Genomic DNA, 23,700 nt, shown 5'->3' with positions numbered 1-23,700 from the left:
ATGGGGCATGCCCAGAGCGCGGCCGGAAGTCCGACCGGCCAACACCGGCGACATGTCGCAGTGGCTGTTCGACAACAGCCGCGAGGTGATGTTCGTCATCAGCGCGGACGGCGCGGTCGACCAGGTCAATCCGGCCTTCGAACGCGCCACCGGCTGGACCCAGGCGGAGATGTTGGGCCGCGGGGTGCGTGACATGGCCCATCCCGACGATGTTGGTGAGATGGACGCCCACTTCGAACGGCTGACCCGGACGGGCACAAGCGAGAGCCTGCTGCGGCTGCACACCAAGGACGACCGTTTCGTCTGGTTCGATGGGCGGGCCCAGATGCAGCCGGACGGCCGGATCGTCGGCGTGGCGCTGGACGTGACCGAGGCGAAACAGCGGGCGCTCGACCTCGAGGAGGCCCATCGCACCCAGGTCGTGTTGTCGATCACCGCCGGTATCGGCAGCTGGACCTACGAACCCGACACGGACGGCATTTCCTGGTCGGACGACATCCTGTCCGTCATCGGCTACGCGCCCGAGGAGATCGCCAACAGCGCCCAGTTCGAGGCCCTGCTGCACGCCGAGGAACGGGAGCGCGTGCAAGCCCTCTTCATCGCCGGAACGGTCAAGGGCGTCGGCGGCGCCTTCCAACATCGCCTGCGCGGTCGCAATGGCCGCTGGACGTCCTGGCGCGTCACCTTCCACACCGAGCCACGCCCCAGCGGCGCCTACGCCCTGAAGGGCCTATCGCAAAACATCACCGAACTCGCTGAGGCGCGTGACACGGCCCTGCGCGGCGAGCAGCAGATCCGGCAGCTGATCGAGAACGCCCCCTTCGCAGTGGCCATGTTCGACAAGCAGCTACGCTACATGGTGATCTCCAACAGTTGGCGGCAGGCCTTCAAGCTGGACAAGCGCGCCCACATCGGCCGCACGCTGAAGGACGTTTTCCCCGGCGCGCCGAAACGGCTGCTGTCAGCCCAGACCCGGGCGCTCACCGGCGAGGTGGTCAAGGCCAAGGAGGACAAGTTCACCGACGGCATGGGAGGCAAGCACTGGGTGCGCTGGGAGGCTCGCCCCTGGCATGACGCCCGCGGCAGGGTCCAGGGCGTGATCTGCTATGTCGACGACATCTCGGTCCAGGCCAAGGCGCGCGAGGACGCCCAGGTCAGCGCGCGGCGGCTGAAACTGGCTCTCAATGCGGCCGAGGCCGGGGTCTACGAGATCGACCACGTCCACAAGACCTTCTGGGCCAGCCCGGAGTTCAAGAAACTGGTCGGCGGCCGGGTGGCCGGCTACGAGGACGCCCTCAAGCTCAACTTTCCGCGCTTCCATTCGGACGATCAGGCGCAGCTCCGCGACGCCTTCAACGATATCCGCGACGGCAAGCGGGGATCCGGCGAGGCCTTCGAGGCCCGCGCGCTCAGCGACACCGGCGAGGAACGCTGGGTGCGGGTGTTCCACCACCTGAAGACCGACCGCAAAGGCAAGTGGCTGAAGGGCGTCGGCCTCGTCCAGGACTTCGATGTGCGCAAGCGCCAGGAGCTGGACCTGATCGAGGCCCAGCGCGCGGCTCAGGCGGCCACCGAGGCCAAGGCCGCCTTCCTGGCCAATATGAGCCACGAGATCCGGACGCCGATGAACGGCGTCATGGGCGTGCTGCACCTTCTGAAGTCCGAGACCCTTTCGGACGACGGCCGCAAGATGCTGGAGGAGGCCCTCTCCTGCGGCCAGATGCTGGCCGTGCTCCTGAACGACGTGATCGACTTCTCGAAGATCGAGGCCGGCCGGCTGGAGCTGGCCTGCGAGCCGATCGACCCGCGCGCCCTGATCGAGGGCGTCGCCCGGCTGCTGCGGCCCCAGGCCGAGGCCAAGGGCCTGACCCTCAATGTGGACATCGCCTCCGACCTGGGCTGGGTTCGGACCGACCCCGTTCGAGTGCGCCAGGCGCTGTTCAATCTGATCGGCAACGCGGTGAAGTTCACCCTCAAGGGTGGCGTCACGGTGCGTGCCGGCCTCAAGTCCGGACCGGCCGACCCCATGCTGCGCCTGGAGGTGGCCGACACCGGTGTCGGCATCCCCGAGGCCGTGCAGCCCAGAATCTTCCAGCGCTTCGACCAGGGCGACGCCTCGACCACGCGCAAGTTCGGCGGCTCGGGCCTGGGCCTGGCCATCACCCAACGCCTGGCCGGGATGCTTGGTGGCGGGGTGGGTTTCGCCTCGACGGAGGGCGTGGGATCGATCTTCTGGCTCGAGGTGGCCGCCCCGCCCGCCGAGGCCGTCGCCCCCGAACTCGAGACCGCCGAGCCCTATCTTGAAGGCCTGCGGGTACTGGTGGTCGAGGACAACGCCACCAACCGCATGATCGTCACCAAGCTGCTGGAAAACCTGGGCGCCGCGGTCGAGACCGCCGCCGACGGCCTGCTGGGCGTCGAGGCCGCCGCCCGCGGCGGCTTCGAACTGATCCTGATGGACGTACAGATGCCGGGCATCGACGGCCTGGAGGCCAGCCGCCGCATCCGCGCCCTGGGCGGCCCGGTCGCCAGCACGCCGATCGTGGCCCTCACCGCCAACGTCCTCTCCCACCAGCGCCAGGCCTATCTCGAGGCCGGTATGGACGGGGTGGTCGGCAAGCCCATCTCCCCCTCCGCCCTGCTGGCGGAGATCTCCCGGCTGAGCGGCGGCGTCGCAGCCGAGGACGAGGCGGCCGCCTAGGCCTTCCCCACATCCCGTCGTCGCGTTAGACGTCTCCCCCTGTGACGGGGGAGAGACGCATGGCGGAGATCGCCGCGGAGACGACGGATACGGCGGAGAAGAAGCCCGCATCGCTGAAGACGGTGGTGGCGGCGTCGTCGGCCGGCACGGCCTTCGAGTGGTACGACTTCTTCGTCTTCGGCAGCCTGACCCAGGTCATCTCCAAGACCTTCTTTTCCGGCCTGCCCGAGGCGGCGGGCTATATCGCGGCCCTGGCCCTGTTCGGCGCGGGCTTCCTGTTCCGTCCCCTGGGCGCCCTGGTCTTCGGCCGTATCGGCGACAAGGCCGGGCGCAAGGGCGCGTTCCTGGTCACCGTGGCCCTGATGGGCGGCGCGACCTTCGCGATCGGCCTGCTGCCGACCTACGCCCAGGTGGGCCTGCTGGCGCCGGCGCTGCTGGTGCTCATGCGCATCATCCAGGGCTTCGCCCTGGGCGGCGAGTACGGCGGGGCGGCGATCTACGTGGCCGAGCACGCACCCCCCGGCGGCCGCGGCCGGGCCACGAGCTGGGTCCAGACCTCCGCAGCCTTGGGCCTGTTCGGCGCCCTGATGGTGATCCTCGCGACCCGCCTCATCCTGGGCAAGTTCTTCGGCCCGGAGGCCTTCGACGCCTGGGGCTGGCGCATACCCTTCCTGTTCTCCGCGGGCCTGCTGGCGATCTCGATCTGGATGCGCCTTAAGCTCAGCGAGAGCCCGGCCTTCACCAAGATGAAGGCCGAGGGGACGTCGTCCAAGGCGCCCTTCACCGAAGCCTTCGGCCAATGGCCCAACCTGAAGATCGTCCTGCTGGCCCTGATCGCCATCATGTCGGCCCAGGGCGCGGTCTGGTACACCGCCTTCTTCTACACCCAGACCTTCATGGAGCGGTTCCTGAAGGTCGCGCCCGAGACCATCAACCTCCTGATGCTGTCGGCGACCGCGGTCAGCGCCATCGGCTATGTGGCCTTCGGTTGGATGTCGGACAGGTTCGGGCGCAAGCCCGTGATGCTGTTCGGCATGACCCTGATGCTCGCGGCCTATTTCCCGGGCTTCCACCTGCTGTCCCAGACCCTCAACCCCGCGCTCGCCGAGGCCGAGGTCCGCACGCCGGTCGTGGTCGTCGCCGACCCGGCCGACTGCTCGCTGCAGTTCGACCCCGTGGGCAAGGCGGCCTTCGTCTCTTCCTGCGACATCGCCAAGAGCTCATTGGCCAATGCGGGGGTCTCCTATCGGACCGAGGCCGGCCCGGCCGGCGCGCCCGCCGTCGTGCGGCTGGGCGAGGCCAGTGTCCCGTCCACCTCGGCCGCGGGCCTCCCGGCCGACGCCGCCAAGGCGGCGAAAGCCGCCGTGGAAACCCGGATCAAGGCTGCGCTGGTCGAGGCCGGCTACCCGGCCAAGGCCGATCCCGAGCGCATGAACCTGCTGGGCGCCTTCGGAGTGCTGCTGGTCTTCGTCATCGCCGCCACCGCGCTCTACGGCCCGATCGCCGCCTGCCTGGTGGAGTTGTTCCCGACCCGGATCCGCTACACGGCCATGTCGCTGCCCTATCATATCGGCACCGGCTGGATCGGCGGCTTCGTGCCCTTCACCGCCTTCGCCATCGTGGCGGCGACGGGGAACATCTATTCGGGCCTCTGGTATCCCTTCGCCTTCACGGCGGTCTCGGTGGTGACCTGCTTCTTCCTGCTACCCGAAACCAAGGGACGGTCGCTGGACGACTAGGTAGCCACTAGCTCCAACGCCTCCGGGAATCGAGCAGACCGCAGCCCGTCCAGGGCCGCGTTGAGACGCGCCTTGCCGTAGGCGAGGCGGCCACGCCAGGATTCCAACACGAACTCGCCGGTCCCCAGGGCCTGGTGGATCTCGGCGAGTTCCGGCGCCTCGAGGCTGGTCTCGCGCAGGCCGGGCTGCTCGGCGGCGACGCCATTCAGCATGATCACGCCGTAGAAGACGTGGTTGACCTGCCGCATCAGGAATAGCCGCGCCTGCCGCTCGGCGTCCGGCGTTTCGCCGAAATAGGTCCGCGCCAGCAGCGCCTCCTCCTCCGGCGTCTGGGCGAAGACATTGGCGAGCGTCGCCAGGTCCACATAACGGTCGGCCAGGAAGGACGACTCCCAGTCCACCAGCCACAGCCGCGCGCCGTCATAGAGGATGTTGCGCGGATTCAGGTCGTTGTGACTGGAGACCTGGTCGCGCTCCGGCGTCCGATAACCGGCGCGCAGGACGGCGTAGCGGGAAAACAGCTCCTCCGTCGCCGCCGGCGCAATCAGGCCGCTCGCCTGGAACGCCCCGATCAGCCCGTCCATGCCGTCCATGTAGTCGACCAGGGGCGGGAAGGCGGGCGCCTCGTGCAAGGCCCGGATCGCCTGAGCTACCTCCACGATCATGTCGGCGCGCGTCCCTCGATAGTCCAGCGACAGGGGACGTTCGTCGATGAAGTCCATAATCGCCACCCCGTCGTCGGGGTCGGCATGGCGCACCCGCGGGGCCAGGAAGGCGGCCGCCGCCGTGCGCATGCAGCCGTACCAGCGGCCGGGATCGCGGAAGGCGTCGCGGCTCCCCTCGACCCTCAGCAAGTAGGCGATGCCCCCGACCCGGACCTTGTAGATCGACGCGCCGGACAGGCCGCCGGTCAGCGGCTTGGCGGAGTCCAGTACGGTCGTCCCGAAGGCCGCGGTCAGGGCGCGGTCGACAGCGGGGCGCTGGGCGTCGGGAATGGACATGGGCGGCTCCAAGTGAACCCGCCTTTTACCCGGATATAATTCCGAGTCAATAATACCCGGATAGTATTATCGCGATCCGCGCGAGGTCCGCCCTGCCCAGCGGCCGACGGCGTCGGAGACCAGCACGGCGGCGACGGCGATGGCGGCGGCCACCAGGCACAGGGCCGCGGCGCGGGCCTCGCCGCCGGGCGACTGGGTGGCGCCGTAGATGGCCGCCGGCAGGGTCAGGGTCTCGCCGGGAATCGCGGCGACGAAGGTGATGGTCGCGCCGAACTCGCCCAGGGCCTTGGCGAAGCCGAGGATGGCGCCGGCCGCCACGCCGGGGGCGGCGAGCGGCAGGGTCACGCGGAAGAAGCGGGTCAGGGCGCCGGCGCCAAGTGTCAGGGCGACCTCGTCCACCTCACGGTCGATGGCCTCGATCGCCAGGCGCATGGGCCGCACCATCAGTGGGAAGGCCATGATCCCGGCTGCCAGCGCCGCGCCGGTCCAGTCGAAGGCGAAGACGATCCCGACCTTCTCCAGCAGGGCGCCGATGGGGCCGCGCCGGCCGAACAGCAGCAGCAGCACATAGCCGGTCGCCACCGGCGGCAGGACCAGCGGCAGGGTGACGGCGGCGTCCAGGGCGACGCGGAGGCCGAAGCGCCCGCGGGCCTGGGCGAAGGCCGCGGCCAGGGCCAGGGGCAGGCCGAACAGGGTGGCGGCCAGCGCCACCTTCAGCGACAGGGCGACCGCGGCGAAATCCTCCGGCGTGAAGGCGCTCACCGGTCGGGCGCCGCCGAAAGGACCTCAGTGGCCGCGCCGGCCGCGGCCAGGGCCTGGAGGTCGGCGTCCGACGGCGGGCCGCAGATCACCCGCACCACCCGCAGACCCGAGGCGGCCAGGGCGATCAGCCTGTCGGGCGTCGCCGCGTCCGGCGCCAGCCGCTCGGCGTCCCGGCGCGCCAGGCTCAGAATGTCGGGGTCGGCGTCGGTGTCGGCGACCAGCACGTCGGCCGCCGCCAGGGCGCGGCTGGCACGCAGGGTCAGGAGATCGGCGGGGCCGCGCCCGGCTACGAACTGCACCTTGCCCTGGGCCATGGGCCCCTTGGCCAGCCCCTCAAGGAACAGCCTAGTCGCCGCCTCCATGTCGCCGGCCTGGGCGGCCTGGGCGGCGGGTCCGGCCAAGGCCTCGCGCAGGAAGGCGCGGCGCGCGGGCAGGTCCGGCAGCGCCTTGCGCACCTCGTCCTGATGCTTGCGGAACAGGGCGGCCACGCGGCCCGCGCCCTCCGGGACGCGCTGTTCGATGTCGTTGCGCAGCATGGCCGCCAGCATCGGCGAGGCGCCGCCCGTGCCGATGGCCGCCACCACCTCGCCCCGGTCGATCACCGAGGGTGTGGTGAAGTCGCAGAGCGCGAGGCGGTCGACGACGTTGACCCAGGCCCCGGCGGCCCGCGCCGCCTGCGCCGCGGCCTGGGCGAAGATGTCGTCGTCGGTGGCGATGAAGGCCAGGGTCGCGCCGGCATAGGCGCCGGCGATGAGGGCGGCGGGGCCCTCGATGCGGACCACCGTCGCGGGCGAGCTCTCGAACAGCCGCGCCTTGGCTTCGGCGGCCTCGCCGGACCCGGCGATAACCACCGTGGCGCCGTGCAGCGGGATGAAGGCTGGGAAGGCGTCCACCTGGGCTCAGCCGGTCCGGCAGGCGCGGTAGGGACCGCCGGCCGCCCCGTCGAGCAGGGCCTCGACGCCCTTGGTGGAGAGCTCCACCCCGCCCTTGGCGTAGCGGGCGCCCGAGCCCGATCGGACATGGCGCAGGACATAGGATGTCCCGCCCGCGCTGACCCGCGCCTTGTCGCCCTTGAGGTCATAGGCGGCGGTGAATCGCTTGCCGCCTTCGCAGGCATAGGCCATCGGCGCGTCGGTGGCGTCCTGCGGCATGACGCTAGCGCAGCCGCCCAGCAACAGCAGGCCGGACAGGACGAGAAGCCTTCTCACTTCAGGGTCTTCAGATAGGCCGCCACGGCGGCCCGATCGGCCGGATTGGTCACCGAGATCATCATCTTGCCGCCGGGCGCGAACTTCAGCGGCGCCGCCAGATAGGTGTCGAGACTGGCGTCGGTCCAGGTCCCGCCCTTGGCGGTCAGGGCCGCCGAATACTTGAAGTCGGGCAAGCTCGCGACCTTGCGGCCGGCGACCCCCGTCAGGCTCGGCCCCATCGCCGTCGACTTGGCCGCGTGGCAGGTCTTGCACTGGAGCTGGAAGGTCTTGGCCCCATCGGCGGCCAGGGCGGGGCTGGCCGTCATCAGGGCGGCCACGGCGAACATCATTGCAGATCGAGTCATTTCCATCTCCGGCGGGCGTCGCCCGATACCTAACGCGTCGACGGACGAACCGCCACTTGGACCCACTTTACCGCGCCAGCTAAACACTGTTAAGATTGCGTCGTTGTCCGACATTCGGGAGGAACTCTCCATGGCCATTACGCTTGACGTGAACGGCAAACCCCTAGCTGTGAAGGCCGCGCCGGACACGCCCCTGCTATGGGTGCTGCGCGATGAACTAGGCCTGACCGGCACGAAGTACGGCTGTGGAATCGCCCAGTGCGGCGCCTGCACGGTGCTCGCCGACGGCCAGCCGATTCGCGCCTGCGCCATGCCGATCCAAGGCCTGGCGGGGGTGAAGATCACCACCATCGAGAGCCTTGGCGGCGCCCATCCCGTGCAGGCGGCCTGGGTCAAGCACGACGTGCCGCAATGCGGCTACTGCCAGTCGGGCCAGATCATGTCGGCCGTGGCCCTGCTGACCGCCACGCCCAAGCCCACCGACGCCGACATCGACGGCGCCATGGACGGGAACATCTGCCGCTGCGGGACTTATCAGCGGGTCCGCGCGGCCATCAAGGACGCCGCGGGCCTGACCCCCGCGGCGCCGGCGGCCGTCGTGGCCGCGCCGGCCGCCAAGCTCTGATCGGGACCCACGCCATGAACGCTCACGTGAAATCCCCCTTGAAGGCCACCCGTCGCGACGTGGTGATCGGCGCCGCCCTGGTCGGCGGCTCGCTGCTGGTCGGCGGCTGCTCGATGGGCGATGTGCTGTCGATCGGCGCCAAGACCGACTTCGGCGCCTTCGGCCCCTTCATCAAGATCGGCGCCGACGGCGCGGTCACCGTGATCTCCAAGCACATCGAGTTCGGCCAGGGCAATCATGCGGGCCTCGCGGCCATCGTCGCCGAGGAACTGGAGGCCGACTGGAGCAAGGTGAAGGTCGAGCAGGCCGCGGCCATCGCCAAGGTCTACGCCAACACCGGCATGGGCGTGCAGGGCACCGGCGGCTCGTCGGCCATTTCTAATTCCTGGGACCAGCTGCGCAAGGCCGGCGCCTCGGCCAAGGCGATGTTCGTCGAGGCCGCGGCCAACAGGTGGAGCGTCCCGGCCGGTGAGATCGTGGTCAAGGACAGCGTGGTCAGCCATGCGGCCTCGGCCAAGTCGGCCACCTTCGCCGAACTGCTGGCCGACGCCTCCAAGGTGACGCCGCCCCAGGCCCCGACCCTGAAGGACCCCAAGACCTTCACCCTGATCGGCAGCGACCGGGTCCGCCGCAAGGACTCCCAGTCCAAGGCGGACGGCACGGCCAAGTTCACCCAGGACGTCCAGATGCCGGACATGCTGGTCGCCATGGTGGCCCACGCTCCGCGCTACGGGGCCAAGGTCGCGTCCTTCGACGCCGCCGAGGCCAAAAAGGTCGCCGGCGTGGTCGAGGTGTATGAGGTCCCGACCGGCGTCGCCGTGGTGGCGGAGAACACCTGGGCCGCCCGCAAGGGCCGCGACGCGCTCAAGGTGACCTGGAACGAGGACGAGGCCGAAAAGCGGTCCTCGGACGCCATCCTCGCCAGCTACAAGGACCTGGCCTCGGGCAAGACCGCGGCTACCGACAAGATGAAGTGGAAGCCGTTCGGGTCGAAGGGCGACATCGCCACGGCGACCGGGCCGGCCTTCGAGACCAGCTTCGACTTCCCCTATCTCGCCCACGCGACCATGGAGCCGATGAACTGCGTGGCCCAGGTGGGCGGCGGCAAGGCCAAGCTGACCTTCGGCTCGCAGATCCCCACGGTCGACCAGCTCAACACCGCCAAGATCGTCGGCATGCTGCCGGGCGCGGTGGAGATCGAGACCCTGTTCGCCGGCGGCTCGTTCGGGCGCCGGGCCAACTTCCAGTCAGACTACGTCGCCGAGTGCGTCCATATCGCCAAGAAGGTCGGCAAGATGCGGCCGGTGAAACTGGTCTGGACCCGCGAGGACGACATGGCGGCGGGCTATTTCCGACCCATCGTCCATCACACGGTCAAGGTCACGGTGGACAAGGACGGCTATCCGGCCACCTGGCGCCACCGGGTGGTCACCCAGTCGATCATGAAGGGCTCGCCCACCGGCGAGCCGAAGCTGGACGAGACCGCCATCGAAGGCGCTCTCGGTTCGCCCTATCTGAAGGCCACGCCGGTGGTCGACGCCCAGCTCATCCAGCCCGACATCGGCGTGCCGGTCCTGTGGTGGCGTTCGGTGGGCGCGACCCACACCGCCTTCGTGATGGAGCACACCATCGACCAGCTGGCCAAGCGTGCCAACAAGGACCCGGTGGACTACCGCCGCGCCCTCTACACCAAGGCCGACGCCAAGCGGCACCTGGCGGTGCTGAACCTCGCCGCCGAGAAGGCGGGCTGGGGAACCCCCGCGCCCGCCGGCTGGACGCGCGGCGTGGCGGTGCACGAAAGCTTCGGCTCGGTGGTCGCCCAGGTCGCCGAGGTCAAGCTGGTGGACGGGGTCCCGAAGGTGGGCCGCGTGGTCACCGCCATCGACTGCGGAACGGCCATCGCCCCGGATCAGATCGCCTCCCAGATCGAGGGCGGGACCTGCTACGGCCTGTCGGCGGCGCTCTACGGGAACGTGACGGTGAAGGACGGGGTGGTCGAACAGACCAACTTCGACACCTACCGGGTGCTCCGCAACTCCGAGTCTCCCATCGTGGAGACCCACATCGTGCCGTCGGGCGCGGCGCCTAGCGGCGTCGGCGAACCCGGCACCCCGGTGATCGGTCCCGCCGTGGCCAACGCCCTGTTCGCCCTCACCGGCCAGGCCACCACCAGCCAGCCGTTCGTGAAGGCCTAGGCCGGAAGGTCGCCGCGCTCGTCGACGTCGAACAGCACGCCGTCGTCGGGCGCCTCGATCAGGGCCAGGCGGTCGCCCAGGCCCTTGAGGATCGCCCGCGCGCCGGCGTCGCCCTGGAGCGTCAGCAGCCTCGGCAGCAGCGCCGCGCCGATCAAGGCGGGGTGACCCCTCTGACTGTCGAACACCGGGGCCGCCGCCGGGGCGCCGGCGCGCACGGCCTCGATCAGGGGCGCGAACACGGCGTGCGGGATCCTAGGCATGTCGCCCAGCAGCACGAAGGCGCCGGCGCAGTCGGGGCCGAGTTCGGCGGCGGCGCGGCGCAGGGAGGCGCCCATGCCCTCGGCGTGGTCCTGCGCATGGACCAGCCGCAGCCGGCCGTCGACCGCGGGGCAGGCGCGCGCGGCGGCGGCCACCGCCTCGCCATCCGCACCCGTCACCACGATCACCGTGCGCACCGGGGCGGCGAAGGCCGCGGCCAGGGCTGAATCCAGCAGGACGCCGCCTGCATAGGGCGCGAGCAGTTTACCCCCGCCGAAGCGCGAGCCGGACCCGGCGGCCAAAACGATGGCTTCGAACGCGCCCACCCCTGTCACGACCCCGTGTTCCTCTCTATGTTAGCGGCGACATGACGCCCTATGACGCCCCATCGCCGCAAGAGCCCGCGCGCTCGACGCCAGTCCTGATCGACGGCTTCGGCCGTGCGGTGACCTATCTGCGGGTCTCGGTGACCGACCGCTGCGACCTGCGCTGCGTCTATTGCATGGCCGAGCACATGACCTTCCTGCCGAAGATCGAGGTGCTGACCCTGGAGGAGCTGGACCGCATCGCCTCGGCCTTCATCGGCCAGGGCGTGCGCAAGCTGCGGCTGACCGGCGGCGAGCCGCTGGTGCGCAAGGGCTTCATGGGGCTGGTCGAGAGCCTGTCGCGCCACCTGCGGTCCGGCGCGCTCGACGAACTGACCCTGACCACCAACGGCACCCGGCTTTCCGAGTTCGCCCAGGAGCTGGCCCTGCACGGCGTGCGGCGGATCAATGTGTCGATGGACACGCTGAAGCCCGACCTGTTCCGCAAGCTCACCCGCGGCGGCGACCTCGCCAAGGTGATCGCCGGGATCGACGCGGCGCTCGCCGCCGGGATCGCGGTCAAGATCAACGCCGTGGCGCTCAAGGACGACAACGCCGCCGAACTGCCCGACCTCATCGCCTGGGCCCACGCCCGCGGCTGCGACGCCACCCTGATCGAGGCCATGCCGCTCGGCGAGATCGAGATCGACCGCACCGACCAGTTCCTGTCGCTCAAGGACGTGCGCCGCGACCTGGAAAGCTTCTGGACGCTCACCGATATCGACCACCAGACGGGCGGCCCGGCCCGCTATGTCCGCATCGCCGAGACCGGCGGGCGGCTGGGCCTCATCACCCCGCTGAGTCACAATTTCTGCGAGGCCTGCAACCGCGTGCGGCTGACCTGCACCGGCACCCTGCACACCTGCCTGGGTCGCGAGGACGCCAGCGACCTGCGCGCGGTGATCCGCGCCGGCGCCGACGACGCGGCCCTGATCGACGCCGTGCGGCTGGCGGTGGACGCCAAGCCCAAGGGCCACGACTTCCAGATCTCGCGCGCCTCGGCGCCGGCGGTGGCCCGCCACATGTCGACCACGGGGGGCTAGGGCGATGGCCCGGGTCCTGCTGTTCGGACGCCTGAGCGACGTGGCCGGCTGGCGCACCCGGGAGATCGCCAGCGACACCCTGACGGCCCTGCGCGACCTGCTCTGCGGCGAGGACGCCCATCTGGCCGAGGCGCTTCGCGCGCCCGGGGTCCAGGTCGCCCTCGACCAGGCCATCGTGCGCGGCGACGCGGCGCTCACCGCCCGCTCGGAGGTCGCCTTCCTCCCGCCCATGAGCGGCGGATGATCGCGCTCACCGACCAGCCTTTCGATCCCGGCGCCCTGCTTTCGGAGTTCTGCCGGGACCGGACCGAGACCGGGGCGGTCGCCAGCTTCGTGGGCCTGGCCCGCGCCGAACTGGGCGCCGCCGCCATCCTGGAGCTCGAGGCCTATCCCGGCTTCACCGAGGGCGAGATCAACCGCATCGCCCAGGAGGCCGTCGACCGCTTCAGCCTGGACGACTTCGCCGTGGTCCACCGGGTGGGCCAGATCGCGCCGGGCCAGGCGATCGTCTTCGTGGCCACCGCCGCCACCCATCGCCGCGCCGCCTTCGAGGCCTGCGATTTCCTCATGGACTACTTGAAGAGCCGCGCCCCCTTCTGGAAGAAGGAGACCGGCCCGGCCGGCGCGCGCTGGATCGAACCGAAACCCCAGGACCACGCCGACATCGCCCGTTGGGAGACATGACCATGAACGCCCCTGCCTTCGGCCCCGGCGGCCACATCAACGAGAACCTCTCCATCAAGCCGGTGCGGATCGCGGTCCTGACCGTCTCCGACACCCGCGACGAAGAGAGCGACACCTCCGGCCACGTCCTGGCCGAGCGCATCACCGGCGCTGGCCACGAGCTGACCGCCAAGAGCATCGTCAAGGATGACGTCGCCCAGATCCGCGAGCAGATCAAAGCCTGGGTCGCCTCGGGAACCGTCGACGCCATCATCACCACCGGCGGCACCGGCATCACCGGCCGCGACGTCACGCCTGAGGCGGTCGAGCCGCTGTTCGACAAGAAGATCGACGGCTTTTCGGTGATCTTCCACCTGGTCTCCTACCAGTCAGTTGGCCTCTCCACCCTGCAGTCCAGAGCCACCGCCGGCCTGATCGGCGGGGTGTTCGTCTTCTGCCTGCCGGGCTCCAACGGGGCGGTGAAGGACGGTTGGGACAAGGTGATCTCCGCCCAGCTCGACAGCCGCCACGGCCCCTGCAACATGGTCGAGCTCATGCCGCGCTTGATGGAGCGGTGAGCAAGCTCACCCACATCGACGAGACCGGCCGCGCCAACATGGTCGACGTCTCGGCCAAGGCGGTCACCGCCCGCGAGGCCGTGGCCGAAGGCTTCGTGCGCATGTCCGCCGAGACCCTGGCGCTCGCCCTGTCCGGCGACGCCAAGAAGGGCGACGTCCGCGCCACGGCCGAGATCGCCGGGATCATGGCGGCCAAGAAGACCTCCGACCTGATCCCGCTCTGCCATCCCCTGGCGCTGTCCAAGGTCGAGGTGCGGGTCGAGCCCGGCGACGGCGGGCTTTCCGTCACCGCGAGGGTGCGCACCACCGGCCAGACCGGCGTGGAGATGGAAGCCCTGACCGCCGTGTCGGTCGCCTGCCTCACCGTCTACGACATGCTGAAGGCCGCCGATAAGGCCATGACCATCGAGGCCGTGCGGCTGATGAAGAAGTCCGGTGGCAAGTCGGGCGACTGGGTCCGGCCGTGAAGCTGATGAGCGTGGAGGCCGCCCGCGCCGCCATCCTGGCGGAGGCTTCCCCCCTGCCCGTCGAGACCATCGCTCTGGGCGCCGCCGTGGGCCGGGTGCTGGCGCGGGACGTCGCCGCGGTCCGCGACCAGCCGCCCTTCACCAACTCGGCCATGGACGGCTGGGCCGTTCGCTCGGCCGATGCGCCAGGGACCTTAAGGATCGTCGGCGAGAGCGCCGCGGGACACGGCTATGAGGGCCAGGTCCAACCGGGCGAGGCGGTGCGCATCTTCACCGGCGCGGCCCTGCCCGCCGGCGCCGACAGCGTGGTGATCCAGGAGAACGCCACGCGGGAGGGCGACCTGATTTCCGTCCCCGCCGCCAGGCCGGGCGACAATATCCGCGACGCCGGCAAGGATTTCCGCGTGGGCGACGTGCTGCTGCGCAAGGGGACACGCATCGATCCCTGGCGGCTGTCCCTGGCCGCCTCGGCCGGCCGGGCCGAGGTCGCTGTCCATCGCCGTCCGCGCGTGGCCATCCTCTCGACCGGCGAGGAGATCGTCGAGGCGCCGGCCAGGCCGGGCCCGTTCCAGATCTATGACTCCGGCTCGCCGGCCCTGAAGGTCATGGTCGAGGCCTGGGGCGGCCAGGCCACCAAACTCTCCGGCGTCCGCGACCAGCTCGAAGCTGTGATCGAGGCCATGCGGGGCGCGCAGGCCGAGCTGATCGTCACCGTCGGCGGCGCCTCGGTGGGCGACCACGACCTGGTGCGCGCCGCCGGCGAGGCCCTGGGGATGTCCTATCGGGTCGAGAGCGTGGCTGTGCGTCCGGGCAAGCCGACCTTCTTCGGGGTGCTGGCCGACGGCCGCCGCCTGCTGGGCCTGCCGGGCAATCCGGCCTCGGCCTTCGTCTGCGCTGAGCTGTTCCTCAAGCCCCTGATCGCCGCCTATTGCGGGACCACCGCCGAACCGGTCATGGCCACCGCCCGCCTCACAGGCCCCCTGGCCGCCAACGGCCCGCGCGAACACTGGATGCGCGCCAAGCTGAGCCACGGCGACGGATCGATCCTCGCCACACCCTATGGCGACCAGGACTCATCCCTGGTGGGCGTCTTCGCCGCCGCTGACGCCCTGCTGCGCCGCCGGCCCGACGCACCGGCCCTGGCGGCCGGCGACCTGGTGGACGTGCTGCCGCTCCCGCGGGCCTAGAGCCTCGAATCTCTTAAATTGGAGCGCGACAACCGCCGAGACCGGTGTCCACTTTCGGCTGTCGCGCTCCAGCCTACTCGTAAACGAAGGCGGGGTCGTCCAGGTCGATAGCCGGGATCTCGTCCTTCTCGGCCCAGTAGTCCTGGGTGTGGCGCCACTCGTCCTTGTCGCCGCTGCGAGGCAAGAGGTGCATGCCGCGCATCAGGTAACCGGGATTGAAGTTCTCCGGATCGATCCAGGGCAGCAGCGGCATGTCCTTGTCCTGCGGCCGCAGGGCCGGCGTCACCCGCTTGGCGCCCTTTTCGTCCATGTGCTTGAGCAGCCGCGCCACGAAGTCGCCGATCAGGTCGGCCCGCAGGGTCCAGCTCGCCCGGAAATAGCCGAACACCCAGATCAGGTTCGGCACGCCGGTGAACATCATGCCGCGATAGGTGACGGTCTTGGCGAAATCGAGCGGCTGGCCGTCGATGGCGAAGTCGATGTCGCCCAGGACGTTGAGATCGAAGCCGGTGGCGGTGACGACGATGTCGGCCTCCAGCGTCTCGCCGGACTTCAGCAGGACACCCTTCTCCGTGAACCGCTCGATCTCGTCGGTCACCACGGAGGCCTTTCCCGAGCGGATGCCCTGGAACAGGTCCCCGTCGGGGATGAAGGCGATGCGCTGGCGCCAGGGGCGATAGGTGGGCATGAAGTGCTTGACCACCTGGTCCTCGGGCAGGAAGGCGCGGACCCCGGCGAGCAGCTCTTCCTTGACGATCTCCGGCTCTTCCAGGGCGCGCTTGGTGAACGCCGCCTGGTCGAACAGGATCTTCCGCCGCACGATCTCGTGGATCCAGGTCTCGTCGATCTCCAGCTGGCGCAGGGTGTCGGCCAGCTCGTTGGCGTTGCGCCCCGGGATGAAATAGGTCGGTGAGCGCTGCAGGACGGTGACGTGCGCGCAGTCCCCGGCGATGGCCGGCGCCAGGGTCGCCGCCGTGGCGCCCGAGCCGATGACGATGACCTTTTTGCCTTTGTAATCCAGGTTCTCGGGCCAGGTCTGGGGGTGGACGATCTGGCCCTTATAGTCGGCCATGCCCTCCCACTCCGGGGTGTAGCCCTGGCCGTGGCGGTAGTAGCCCTGGCACATCCAGAGGAAGTTGGTGGTGAACCGCACGCTCTCGCCGGTGTCGGCGCGGGTGGCCTCGAGGGTCCAGAGGTTGTCGGCGTTCGACCAGTTGGCCTTGGTGATCGTGTGGCCGTAGCGGATGTGGCGGCCCAGATCGTTGTCGGCGATCACCTCGTTCATATAGGTGAGGATCTCCGCCGCCGTGGCGATCGGCGTCCCCGTCCACGGCTTGAACCGGTAGCCGAAGGTGTAGAGGTCGCTGTCCGACCGGATGCCCGGATACTTGTGGGTCAGCCAGGTGCCGCCGAAGCTCTCCTGCGTCTCCAGGACCACATAGCTCGCGCCCGGGCGCTGCTGGCTCATGTGATAGGCGCCGCCGATCCCGGAGATCCCCGCGCCCACGATGATGACGTCGAAGTGCTCGGTGGTCTGGGACGCCGTCCGGGTGAGTGTCGCGGTCGCGGTCATGTGGCTTCCTGTCCCTTGTGTCGTGGACGCGCCGCATCGCCGTGCGGTCGCGCGCCTGGTAGGCGCCAAACCTGAGTGATCACTGATAACTTTGCAACTGCTTCGTGCCGCGGCATTCGCGACAGCGGCGTTCAGCCGGCCGAAGGGAAGCGGCCGGCAGGCCTCAGCGCGTGCTGCGGCGGTCGTTGAGGAGGGCCTTGCGCGACTGCGGAGCCGGGAGCCCGGAGGAGCGACGATCGGTGAGGTCGCGCCGGACGGGCGTCGGGGGCACGGTCGCGTAGGTTTTCATGAGTTTGGCCTTTCCGGCCGCGCCGCGCGGAGGCTCCACGGATGGCGTGAGCCCAGGATAGCACGTCCCGCTGCGACCGGGTGGTCTTGGATAGTCCCCTATGACGCCGCGTCGGCCCGAAGTGTGGCGTAGAGATCGCGTTCCGCCTGATTGATCTGAGACGACGTGCGATCGATCTCGCGTTTCGTCGCCGGCAAGTGCTCTCGATTCTGGACGTAGTCGTAGAAGAGCGTCCCGTGGATGCCGTGTGCGTCCCGCTTGTGGATCGGACGGTCCCACAGGGGAATGAGGAGACCCGTCGCCTCCTTCTCGCCGAGGCGGTGGAAGAGATCCTCGACAATCTCGAGGTCTTGCCCTTCGCCGGGAAAGATCAACCTGAACTCGTCGTCCGTCGCCTGGAAGATGCTGTAGGTCGCGTTGTCCGCGCCATCGGTGATCTGAATATTCTTCAAGAACGATCCTGTCGCTTTGCGCTCACCCTATGACACCGAGACCTTGTCGCGCTTCGACGGCGCTTCGCGGGCGGGTTCCGGCGTCCGCGGATGGCGCAGGCTGATGATCTCGCCGATCACGGAGACGGCCACCTCCCAGGGCGCCTTGCCGCCGATGTCGAGACCGATGGGGGCGTGGACGCGCATCAGCACCTGCTCGGGCACGCCGGCGGCGCGCAGGGGCGCGAGCCGTTCCTGCAGCCGCTTGCGGGCGCCCAGCAGGCCGACATATCCGGCCGCCGACGGCAGGGCCGCGGCCAGGGCCTCGCGGTCGGTGTCGATATTGTGGGTGGCCACGGCGATGGATGTCCAGGCGTCACAGCCGATGGCGTCCAGCGCCGCCTGGGGCTCGTCGCGGCGATAGCGCAGGCCGGGGATCGGCGGCGGCGCCTCGGGCCCCTTCGAGCGCACGAAGGTGGTCTCCAACCCGTTCAGCACGCCGAGCTGGGCTATGGCGAGCGCCGTGGGGTCGGAGCCGAACACCACCAGGCGAGGCACGGGGTCATGGCGGCGGCTGACCGCGCCCTCCCAGGCCTGGGCGTCCGCGGCGCAGACCCGGCGGCGGCCGTCGCTGACCCAGGTGGTCGGACGCCGCGCCGCCATGGCCTCCAGCAGTTCAGCCAGGGCCGGGTCGCCGGCCTCCACCCGTTCCACGAAGATCTCGATGCGCGCGCCGCACAGCAGGGTGATGTCCGGCCAGGGGCTGCCCTCGCCATAGACCAGCCGCCGGGGCTCGCCGTCGTCCAGGCAGGCGAAGGCGTGATCGGCGACGTCGCTCTCCACGCAGCCGCCCGAAAAATAACCGGCGACGATCGCCTCGGCGAACACCATCTGGGTTCCCACCGGACGCGGGCCGCCGCCCTCGACGGCGACCAGGGTGGCGAGGGCGACGGAGATTTTCCGTTGCCGGGCTTGGGCTAGGGCGGGGCGCACATCGTCGGCCATGCCGAACAGGGGCCACTCGGGCAGGGGGTCACGCATGGCTCAAGCTTAACCCCCCATAAACGTCCTAGACACGGGTTCTTTAGGCCTTTCGACCTAGATGGGGACTCTTAGGGTTCGTATCCAGCTCACGGCTTCATGACCTCACCGCTTTCAAAGCTCGGCCTCGGCTCCGCACAGTTCGCCCTCGATCAGTCCGTGGGCGTGCGCGGCCGCTCGCCGCAGGCCGACGCCCGCGACATCCTGGACATCGCCGCGCGTTCGCAACTGGCCGTGTTCGACGTCACCGGCCATTCGGCCATGGCCGAGACCGCGCTGGGCGAGATCCTGCCGCGCCCCAATCCGTTCCGCGTCTCCATTTCGACCGTCCGCGCCGACCGCGGCCCCGACTTCGTCGAGCAGGAAGCCCGCGCCGCCCTGCGCCGCATGGGCGTGGAACAGGCCGACGCCATTCTGGTGCCCGCGGCCTCCGACCTGTTCGGACCGCATGGCATGGCCCTGTGGGACCGCCTGAAGGCGCTCAAGGACCAGGGCTTGACCCGCAAGATCGGCGTCTCGGTCTTCGCCTCCGACGATCCGCTGGGCGTCGCCCGCCGGTTCCGTCCCGACATCGTCCAGGCCCCGGCTTCGCTGCTGGACCAGCGCCTGCTGATCGACGGCACGCTCGCCGCCCTCACCGGCTACGGCATCGAGGTGCATCTGCGCTCGATCTTCCTGAATGGCCTGCTGTTCCTGCCGCCCGACCGCGCGCCCAACCATCTGAAGGCCGCCGCCAGCCGCATCAGCCGCGCCCGGCGCCTGATCGCCGAGGGCCGGTCCGATCCCTTGCAAGCCGCGCTGGGCTTCGCGCTGTCGCGTCCCGAGGCCGCCACGGTCCTGGTCGGCGTCTCGTCTCCGGCCGAGATGTCGGCGGTGATCGCCGCCGCCTCCAGCCCGCCGCCCGACCTCGATTGGGACGAGATGGCGCTGGACGATCCCATCGCGCTCGATCCCCGCGCCTGGGCGGCCGCCTAGAGGCTTCGAATGTCATGATCCTCGCCATCCTGCAGGTCCGGATGACCTCCCCTCGCCTTCCGGGCAAGGCGATGGCGCCGCTGCGGGGCGAGCCGATGATCTGGCGGCAGGTGGAGCGGATCCGCCTGGCTCGCTGCGTCTCCAAGCTGGTGGTCGCCACCAGCGCAGAACCCTCCGACGACCCCCTGGCGAGCTTCCTGGTCTCCCGCGGCCAGACCGTGTTCCGCGGCGCCTCCGAGAACCTCTCCGAACGCTTCATGCGCTGCGTCGAGGCCGCTGGTCCGGTGACCCATGTGGTGCGGATCAAGGGCGACTCGCCCTTCGTCGACCCCGGCGTGATCGATGAGACCGTGCGCCTGGCGCTCTCCACGCGCGCCGCCTACGCCTCCAACCGCGTCGAGCGCTCCTTTCCCAAGGGCCTGGAGGTCGAGGTGGTCACCGCCCAGGCCCTGGCCGACGCCGCGGCGCAGACCGACCCGCAGGTGGCGGCGGTCACCTCCCCCCTGGCCCAGATCCGCGACCTGGCCGGACGCTATCCCCAGGCTCATTGCCTGGCCCAGCGCGACTTCTCCAAGCTGGACTGGCGGGTGAAGACCGCCGCCGACTTCGCCTTCGCCCGCGCCGTCTATGACGCGCTCCATTCGGCCGATCCGGGCTTTTCCATGCAGGACGTGCTGGACATCACCCAGGGGCGCCAGGACCTGGCGCGCTGGGCCGCCTGACAGGCCTATCCTGTCCGTTGACAGGAACCGGCTGACCGTTAAGCCCTCCCGGACCTAGCCTCCGGGAGCGGCGATGAACCTCCAGACTGTGGTGGCCGACTGGCTGACGCGCCGCGTGCAGGAGCCGCGGCCCCTCGCCTCAATGCACGAACTGGAAAAGGTGCTGCGCCAGCTCGCCAAGTGGCGCTCGCAGGTCATCGCCAACACCCTGGTCGCCAAGCACGGCTCCACGATCCTGCAGGGTCCCTTCGCGGGCATGGCCTATGTGGACCGGGCGACCGAGGGGGCGCTGGCCCCCCGGCTCCTGGGCACCTACGAGTCCGAGCTGCACCCGCACATCGAGGCCTTCGCGGCGGAGGGCCTGGATTGCGTGATCGATATCGGCTGCGCGGAAGGCTACTACGCCGTGGGCCTGGCGCGGTTGATGCCGGCGAGCACGATCCACGCCCACGACATCGACCCCAAGGCCCGCGACGCCTGCGCCGCGTTGGCTCGCGCCAACGCGGTCGAAGCCCGCGTGCGGATCGGCGGGGAATTCACCCCCGGCGACTTCGAGGCCTTCGCGGGACGCAAGGTCCTGGTGTTCGTCGACGCCGAGGGCGCCGAGGACGACCTGCTCGACCCCGCGCTCAGCCCGGCGCTCAAGGGCATGAGCCTGATCGTCGAGACCCATGGCGGCGTGCGTCCGGGGGTGCTGGCGCGGCTGACCGAGCGGTTCGCCGCCAGCCATGAGGTCCTGCGGGTCGACCAGCAGGGGAAGACCGCGGTCCTGCCCGACTGGCTGGGCAATCTCAGCCACCTGGACCAGCTGCTGGCCGTCTGGGAATGGCGCGCCAAGCCCACGCCGTGGCTGGTGATGCGGCCGCGCTAACCCAGGACGCAGTCGGCCATGCCGGCGCGGTTCACGGTCCCGGCCGCCTTGCCGATCCTGCCGGACCGGCGCTTCACATAGGGGCCGGGCTTGGCGGCCTTCCATTTCAGCGGGCTTGGCAGGATGGCCGCCAGACGCGCGGCCTGGGCCGGCGTCAGCTTGTCGGCGCTGACCCCGAAGTTCTTGCGGGCCGCGGCCTCGGCCCCGTAGACGCCCGGGCCCCATTCGATGGAGTTCAGATAGACCTCCATGATCCGGCGCTTGCCCCACATGGTCTCGATCAGGACGGTGAAATAGGCCTCCAGCCCTTTGCGGACATACGAGCGGCCGGGCCACAGATAGACGTTCTTGGCGGTCTGCTGGCTGATGGTGGAGCCGCCGCGCAGCTTGCGGCCCTTGGCGTTGTTGGCAATGGCCTTTTCCAGGGCGTTGAAGTCGAAGCCGCGGTGTTCGCAGAACTTGGCGTCCTCGGCGGCGATCACCGCCCGGACCAGCCGGGGCGAGATGTCGTCGAGACCGCGCCAGCGCCGGTCGAAGCCCTTGCCCTCGAACACCCGCTGGATCATCAGCCAAGTGATCGGCGGCGGCACGAAGCGGTACGTCGCCGTCGTGAGGATCGGACCGATCAGGCCGAACACCACGAGCAGGACGAACAGCCCGCGGAAAAGCCGGCCGAAGAAGCCTCTCTGCGATGGCGCCTTGCTCAAGCTTGCTTGCCCTTACGCGACCTTGGGATGCTAGCGATGCTGTGAGCCGCCGACCTGGTCAAGCCGCCCGAAGGACGCACATCCGTGAACGTTTCCGACGCCGTCGAACGGCGTGTCTCCATCCGGGCCTTCAAGCCCGAGACGCCGCCGGAAGAGACCGTGCGCGAGATCCTGCAGGCCGCGGCCCGGGCGCCTTCGGGGGGCAACCTCCAGCCCTGGCGGGTCTATGGCCTGGCCGGCGCGCCGCTGGCCGAACTCAAGGCCCAGGTCGCCGCCAACCCGTTCGGCGAGACGCCGGAATACGAAGTCTATCCGCCCAATCTCTGGGACCCGTTCCGCACCCGGCGGTTCAAGAACGGCGAGGACCTCTACGCCACCATCGGCATTCCCCGGGAGGACAAGCCCGCCCGGCTGCGCCAACTGGCCAAGAACGGCGAGCTGTTCGGGGCGCCGGTCGGCCTGTTCTTCTGCCTGGACCGCAAGCTGGGCCCTCCCCAGTGGTCGGATGTCGGCATGTACATGCAGACCGTCATGCTGCTGGCGGTCGAGCGGGGGCTGGACACCTGTCCGCAGGAGTACTGGGCCCGCTATCCCCAGACGCTCGCCAGGCTGCTCGACCTGCCCGACGACCACATGGTGTTCTCCGGCATGGCGCTCGGCTGGCGCGACGAGACCGCGCCGATTAACACCCTGCGCTCGGACCGCGACCCCTTCGAGACCTGGGCCGAGCTGCGCGGGTTCAGCTAGCCGATCTCGGCGACCCCGGCGGCGCCGTCCTCGTCGCCCCAGGCCAGGCGCTTGCCGTCGGCGCTCATGGCCAGGGCCGTGATTGGCGGGCCCTTCTCGGCCTTGACGGGATTGATCCGCTGGCCGGCCAGGTCACACCACCAGACCCGTCCGTCGTCGAGGCCCGCGGCCACCACCTGGCCGTTCGGCGCGCCGGCCACCTTGGTCACCATGGCGCTCTCGTCGAAGCCGATCTCGGCGGCCTGCTTGCCCATGGGGCCGGTGGAGCCGGCGAAGGGCCAGATCACCGCCCCGGGCGCGCCTGAGGTGGCCAGGAGAGCGCCCTTGGCCAGGAAGGCGAGGCTCTTCACCTTGCCCGGGTAGCCGCCCATCTTCAGGTTCTTCTCATCGGCCACCCGCCAGCCGTGGAGCTGGTTCTCCTGCATCGAGGACATCAGGAACTTGCCGTCCGGGCTCCAGGCCAGCAGCACGTGGCTGCCGGCCCACTTCAGCACATAGGGCTTCTGCTCGGCGATGCGGCCGTACCAGAGCCAGGCGCCGTTGTAGGTGGCCGCAGCGATCCGCCGCCCCTTGGGATCGAAGGCGACGTCGGCCACCGACTTGTCATGGACGAAGACACGGGAGAAGGCCGGGTCGGCGGCGTCGCGGACGTGCAGCTCCCTTCCCGCGGCGAAGGCGATCAGTTTCGACTCGGCGCTGGCCGCCACCGCGTCGATCCAGCGGCCTGGGATCCTGGCGATCTCCTGCGGCCCCGTCGTGCGCGTCCAGACCAGCCGGCCGTCGTCGCCGCCGCTCAGCACCCCCTCGCCGGAGGGGTGCTGACAGGCGGCCAGGATCGCGCCGTCATGGGCCTCGACCTGCTCGCCGGTCTCGAATCGGATGCTGCCGTCCCCGAGGGCGAAGGCGGCCTTACCGGCCTTTCCGAACAGGGCGGCGGTGACATAGGCGTCGAAATCGAAAGTCATGCGCGCCTCTTAGCCGCCTAACGCGGGTCTTGGCGAGGCCCGCAAATCCAGGTGGGGGCGCGGTCGAAACGATCAGGCGGCAAACTTGACGCCCGGCTGGGGGCGGTTGGCTCTTTACAATCGGCTTTTGTTTGGCGAAGGGTTTCCGCGACCACGTGGCGGCCCCGGTTCCAGGGGCCCTAGGGAAGGAAATTCATATGGGTGCGAAGCTGGGCGGCGGGGGCGGCGGCGGTAAGTTCG

Annotated in this window: 25 protein-coding genes; 14 read left to right on the top strand and 11 right to left on the bottom strand. The window is 69.9% G+C overall.

Features of this window, described 5'->3' with window-relative positions; genetic code table 11:
- Nucleotides 1-7: 7 nt before the first annotated feature.
- Nucleotides 8-2,701 carry a PAS domain S-box protein gene (locus Q8Q77_RS03655; RefSeq protein WP_305581272.1) on the top strand — a complete coding sequence of 898 codons (2,694 nt, stop codon included), beginning with the start codon at nt 8-10 and terminating at the stop codon, nt 2,699-2,701.
- 59 nt (nt 2,702-2,760) lie between these two features.
- Nucleotides 2,761-4,440, top strand: a complete 1,680-nt coding sequence (locus Q8Q77_RS03650) for an MFS transporter (protein WP_305581270.1) — start codon at nt 2,761-2,763, stop codon at nt 4,438-4,440.
- On the opposite strand, the gene Q8Q77_RS03645 is transcribed toward Q8Q77_RS03650, so the two are convergent.
- The 5 genes from Q8Q77_RS03645 to Q8Q77_RS03625 all read right to left on the bottom strand — a co-directional run bounded on the left by Q8Q77_RS03645 (nt 4,437) and on the right by Q8Q77_RS03625 (nt 7,758).
- Entirely contained in the window at nt 4,437-5,441 is a 1,005-nt protein-coding gene (locus Q8Q77_RS03645) for a phosphotransferase (protein ID WP_305581268.1), read from the bottom strand. The two genes, Q8Q77_RS03650 and Q8Q77_RS03645, sit on opposite strands and share 4 nt — an antisense overlap.
- A gap of 66 nt (nt 5,442-5,507) precedes the next feature.
- Nucleotides 5,508-6,203: a molybdate ABC transporter permease subunit gene (gene modB / locus Q8Q77_RS03640; protein ID WP_305581266.1), complete on the bottom strand. Its 696-nt coding sequence runs from the start codon at nt 6,201-6,203 to the stop codon at nt 5,508-5,510.
- Complete coding sequence (locus tag Q8Q77_RS03635; protein WP_305581264.1) at nt 6,200-7,096, bottom strand: bifunctional precorrin-2 dehydrogenase/sirohydrochlorin ferrochelatase; 897 nt, start codon at nt 7,094-7,096, stop codon at nt 6,200-6,202. The genes modB and Q8Q77_RS03635 overlap by 4 nt, the downstream gene beginning before the upstream one ends.
- A 6-nt stretch (nt 7,097-7,102) precedes the next feature.
- Nucleotides 7,103-7,411 (bottom strand): MliC family protein, encoded by a 309-nt coding sequence (locus tag Q8Q77_RS03630; RefSeq protein WP_305581262.1) that lies wholly within the window; start codon nt 7,409-7,411, stop codon nt 7,103-7,105.
- Complete coding sequence (locus tag Q8Q77_RS03625; RefSeq protein WP_305581260.1) at nt 7,408-7,758, bottom strand: cytochrome c family protein; 351 nt, start codon at nt 7,756-7,758, stop codon at nt 7,408-7,410. The genes Q8Q77_RS03630 and Q8Q77_RS03625 overlap by 4 nt, the downstream gene beginning before the upstream one ends.
- Before the next feature lie 130 nt (nt 7,759-7,888).
- Here Q8Q77_RS03625 and Q8Q77_RS03620 point away from each other — a divergent pair, with 130 nt between their 5' ends.
- Nucleotides 7,889-8,383 carry a (2Fe-2S)-binding protein gene (locus Q8Q77_RS03620; protein ID WP_305581258.1) on the top strand — a complete coding sequence of 165 codons (495 nt, stop codon included), beginning with the start codon at nt 7,889-7,891 and terminating at the stop codon, nt 8,381-8,383.
- Nucleotides 8,384-8,397: 14 nt separating this feature from the next.
- The gene (locus tag Q8Q77_RS03615; RefSeq protein ID WP_305581256.1) at nt 8,398-10,578 is read left to right on the top strand and encodes a xanthine dehydrogenase family protein molybdopterin-binding subunit; all 2,181 of its coding nucleotides are present in this window, start codon (nt 8,398-8,400) and stop codon (nt 10,576-10,578) included.
- On the opposite strand, the gene Q8Q77_RS03610 is transcribed toward Q8Q77_RS03615, so the two are convergent.
- Nucleotides 10,575-11,171: a nucleotidyltransferase family protein gene (locus Q8Q77_RS03610; RefSeq protein ID WP_305581254.1), complete on the bottom strand. Its 597-nt coding sequence runs from the start codon at nt 11,169-11,171 to the stop codon at nt 10,575-10,577. The two genes, Q8Q77_RS03615 and Q8Q77_RS03610, sit on opposite strands and share 4 nt — an antisense overlap.
- 32 nt (nt 11,172-11,203) lie before the next feature.
- On the opposite strand from Q8Q77_RS03610, the gene moaA reads away from it, so the two are divergent.
- The 6 genes from moaA to glp are packed head-to-tail and all read left to right on the top strand — an operon-like array spanning nt 11,204 to nt 15,139.
- Complete coding sequence (gene moaA / locus Q8Q77_RS03605; protein ID WP_305581252.1) at nt 11,204-12,244, top strand: GTP 3',8-cyclase MoaA; 1,041 nt, start codon at nt 11,204-11,206, stop codon at nt 12,242-12,244.
- Nucleotides 12,245-12,248: 4 nt separating this feature from the next.
- Nucleotides 12,249-12,488, top strand: a complete 240-nt coding sequence (locus Q8Q77_RS03600; protein WP_305581250.1) for a MoaD/ThiS family protein — start codon at nt 12,249-12,251, stop codon at nt 12,486-12,488.
- Nucleotides 12,485-12,928, top strand: a complete 444-nt coding sequence (locus Q8Q77_RS03595) for a molybdenum cofactor biosynthesis protein MoaE (protein ID WP_305581248.1) — start codon at nt 12,485-12,487, stop codon at nt 12,926-12,928. Before Q8Q77_RS03600 ends, Q8Q77_RS03595 begins: the two co-directional genes overlap by 4 nt.
- A gap of 2 nt (nt 12,929-12,930) precedes the next feature.
- Nucleotides 12,931-13,485 (top strand): molybdenum cofactor biosynthesis protein B, encoded by a 555-nt coding sequence (gene moaB, locus Q8Q77_RS03590; protein ID WP_305581246.1) that lies wholly within the window; start codon nt 12,931-12,933, stop codon nt 13,483-13,485.
- Nucleotides 13,482-13,952 (top strand): cyclic pyranopterin monophosphate synthase MoaC, encoded by a 471-nt coding sequence (gene moaC / locus Q8Q77_RS03585; protein ID WP_305581244.1) that lies wholly within the window; start codon nt 13,482-13,484, stop codon nt 13,950-13,952. Before moaB ends, moaC begins: the two co-directional genes overlap by 4 nt.
- A gap of 5 nt (nt 13,953-13,957) precedes the next feature.
- Nucleotides 13,958-15,139, top strand: coding sequence for a gephyrin-like molybdotransferase Glp (glp, locus tag Q8Q77_RS03580; RefSeq protein WP_305581356.1), 1,182 nt, complete (start codon nt 13,958-13,960; stop codon nt 15,137-15,139).
- 73 nt (nt 15,140-15,212) lie between these two features.
- On the opposite strand, the gene Q8Q77_RS03575 is transcribed toward glp, so the two are convergent.
- The 3 genes from Q8Q77_RS03575 to Q8Q77_RS03565 form a co-directional block, all read right to left on the bottom strand.
- Nucleotides 15,213-16,712 carry an NAD(P)/FAD-dependent oxidoreductase gene (locus Q8Q77_RS03575; protein WP_305581242.1) on the bottom strand — a complete coding sequence of 500 codons (1,500 nt, stop codon included), beginning with the start codon at nt 16,710-16,712 and terminating at the stop codon, nt 15,213-15,215.
- 387 nt (nt 16,713-17,099) lie between these two features.
- Nucleotides 17,100-17,453, bottom strand: a complete 354-nt coding sequence (locus Q8Q77_RS03570; RefSeq protein ID WP_305581240.1) for a hypothetical protein — start codon at nt 17,451-17,453, stop codon at nt 17,100-17,102.
- Between the two features lie 27 nt (nt 17,454-17,480).
- The gene (locus Q8Q77_RS03565) at nt 17,481-18,473 is read right to left on the bottom strand and encodes an XdhC family protein (RefSeq protein WP_305581238.1); all 993 of its coding nucleotides are present in this window, start codon (nt 18,471-18,473) and stop codon (nt 17,481-17,483) included.
- Between the two features lie 99 nt (nt 18,474-18,572).
- On the opposite strand from Q8Q77_RS03565, the gene Q8Q77_RS03560 reads away from it, so the two are divergent.
- The 3 genes from Q8Q77_RS03560 to Q8Q77_RS03550 all read left to right on the top strand — a co-directional run bounded on the left by Q8Q77_RS03560 (nt 18,573) and on the right by Q8Q77_RS03550 (nt 21,041).
- Nucleotides 18,573-19,448, top strand: a complete 876-nt coding sequence (locus tag Q8Q77_RS03560; protein ID WP_305581236.1) for a bifunctional regulator KidO — start codon at nt 18,573-18,575, stop codon at nt 19,446-19,448.
- Between the two features lie 14 nt (nt 19,449-19,462).
- Nucleotides 19,463-20,170 carry a cytidylyltransferase domain-containing protein gene (locus Q8Q77_RS03555; RefSeq protein WP_305581234.1) on the top strand — a complete coding sequence of 236 codons (708 nt, stop codon included), beginning with the start codon at nt 19,463-19,465 and terminating at the stop codon, nt 20,168-20,170.
- 73 nt (nt 20,171-20,243) lie between these two features.
- Nucleotides 20,244-21,041, top strand: coding sequence for a hypothetical protein (locus Q8Q77_RS03550; protein ID WP_305581232.1), 798 nt, complete (start codon nt 20,244-20,246; stop codon nt 21,039-21,041).
- Here the strand turns inward: Q8Q77_RS03550 and mtgA are convergent.
- A complete protein-coding gene (gene mtgA, locus Q8Q77_RS03545; protein ID WP_305581230.1) occupies nt 21,038-21,748 on the bottom strand; it encodes a monofunctional biosynthetic peptidoglycan transglycosylase in 711 nt (236 codons plus the stop codon). The genes Q8Q77_RS03550 and mtgA overlap by 4 nt on opposite strands.
- Before the next feature lie 84 nt (nt 21,749-21,832).
- Between mtgA and Q8Q77_RS03540 the strand changes: the two genes are divergently transcribed.
- Nucleotides 21,833-22,495: a nitroreductase gene (locus tag Q8Q77_RS03540; protein WP_305581228.1), complete on the top strand. Its 663-nt coding sequence runs from the start codon at nt 21,833-21,835 to the stop codon at nt 22,493-22,495.
- Here Q8Q77_RS03540 and Q8Q77_RS03535 read toward each other — a convergent pair.
- Nucleotides 22,492-23,460, bottom strand: a complete 969-nt coding sequence (locus Q8Q77_RS03535; protein ID WP_305581226.1) for a WD40 repeat domain-containing protein — start codon at nt 23,458-23,460, stop codon at nt 22,492-22,494. The genes Q8Q77_RS03540 and Q8Q77_RS03535 overlap by 4 nt on opposite strands.
- Nucleotides 23,461-23,700 lie beyond the last annotated feature (240 nt).

The organism is Phenylobacterium sp. (genome assembly GCF_030698145.1).
Lineage (GTDB): Bacteria > Pseudomonadota > Alphaproteobacteria > Caulobacterales > Caulobacteraceae > Phenylobacterium.
The sequence above is the reverse complement of the archived record's forward strand: the minus strand, read 5'-3'. Positions and strand labels throughout refer to the sequence as shown.